This is a genomic window from Streptomyces phaeochromogenes, assembly GCF_001418655.1.
GTDB classification, from domain to species: Bacteria; Actinomycetota; Actinomycetes; order Streptomycetales; family Streptomycetaceae; genus Streptomyces; species Streptomyces phaeochromogenes.
The window spans coordinates 1-1301 of sequence record NZ_LIQZ01000666.1; the positions used below are offsets into that span (position 1 = coordinate 1).

Annotated in this window: 2 protein-coding genes; both read left to right on the plus strand. The window is 68.3% G+C overall.

The window, feature by feature from the left end; translation table 11 throughout:
• Positions 1 to 179: acyl-CoA dehydrogenase family protein (locus AOK17_RS49715; RefSeq protein ID WP_281198701.1), on the plus strand; the 179-nt coding region annotated here is incomplete at its 5' end.
• 10 nt (positions 180 to 189) lie between these two features.
• On the plus strand, positions 190 to 1239 hold the full coding sequence (locus AOK17_RS47365) for a Zn-dependent alcohol dehydrogenase (RefSeq protein ID WP_055618803.1): 1050 nt from the start codon (positions 190 to 192) through the stop codon (positions 1237 to 1239).
• The last annotated feature ends 62 nt before the right edge of the window (positions 1240 to 1301 follow it).

Genomic DNA, 1301 nt, shown 5'->3' on the forward strand with positions numbered 1-1301 from the left:
GCGCGGGGGCGGCGGTGGGGCCCGCGGACTGGTCCGCCTCGGCGCCCTACGAACTGGACGCGCTGCAGCACCTGTTCCTGTTCAGCCGGGCCGACACGATCTACGGCGGCTCGGACGAGGTTCAGCGCACGATCATCGCCGAGCGGGTGCTCGGCCTTCCCAGGGAACCGAAGGGTTGAGGTGGGCGCCATGCGGGGTGTGATCTTCGATGGGAAGCAGACCCAGGTGGTCGACGACCTGGAGATACGGGATCCGGGGCCCGGCGAGGTGCTCGTGGCGATCTCCGCGGCGGGGCTGTGCCACAGCGATCTCTCCGTGGTGGACGGGACCATACCTTTCCCCGTACCCGTGGTCCTCGGCCATGAGGGTGCGGGGGTCGTGGAGGCGGTGGGTGTGGGCGTCACCCATGTCCGGCCCGGGGATCATGTCTCCCTGTCCACCCTCGCGAACTGTGGGACCTGCGCCGAGTGCGACCGGGGGCGGCCCACCATGTGCCGCAAGGCCATCGGGATGCCGCAGCGGCCGTTCACGCGGGCGGGGCAGTCGTTGTACCAGTTCGCGTCCAACTCCGCCTTCGCGGAACGGACGTTGGTCAAGGCCGTGCAGGCCGTGCGGATTCCCGAGGACATTCCGATGGCCTCCGCCGCGCTCATCGGGTGCGGGGTGCTGACCGGGGTCGGGGCCGTGCTCAACCGGGCGCGGGTGGATCGCGGGGACAGTGTGGTCGTCATCGGTACCGGGGGGATCGGGCTCAATGTGATTCAGGGGGCGCGGATCGCCGGGGCGCTGACCGTGGTGGCGGTGGATTCGAATCCGGCGAAGGAGGGGGTGGCTCGGCGGTTCGGGGCCACGCACTTTCTGTCTTCGACGGAGGGGGTGCGGGAGGTTCTTCCTACGGGGGCGGATCATGCCTTCGAGTGTGTGGGGCGGGTGGAGCTGGTGCGGCAGGCCGTTGATCTGCTTGATCGGCATGGGCAGGCGGTGCTGTTGGGGGTTCCGGCGGCTACGGCCGAGGCGTCTTTTCTTGTCTCGTCGATGTACTTGGACAAGTCGATTCTTGGGTGTCGGTATGGGTCTTCTCGGCCTCAGCGGGATATCGCGTTGTACGCGGAGCTTTACCGGGAGGGGCGGTTGTTGTTGGACGAGTTGGTGACCGAGACGTATCCGGTGGAGGACTTCGAGAAGGCTGCGGCCGATGCGGGGGCCGGGCGGGTTGCCCGGGCTGTTCTTACGTTCTGAGTTACGTTGCCGGGTTGCCGGAGGCGTTTTTCGCCCCCGCCGCCCCTACCCATTCCCGTCCC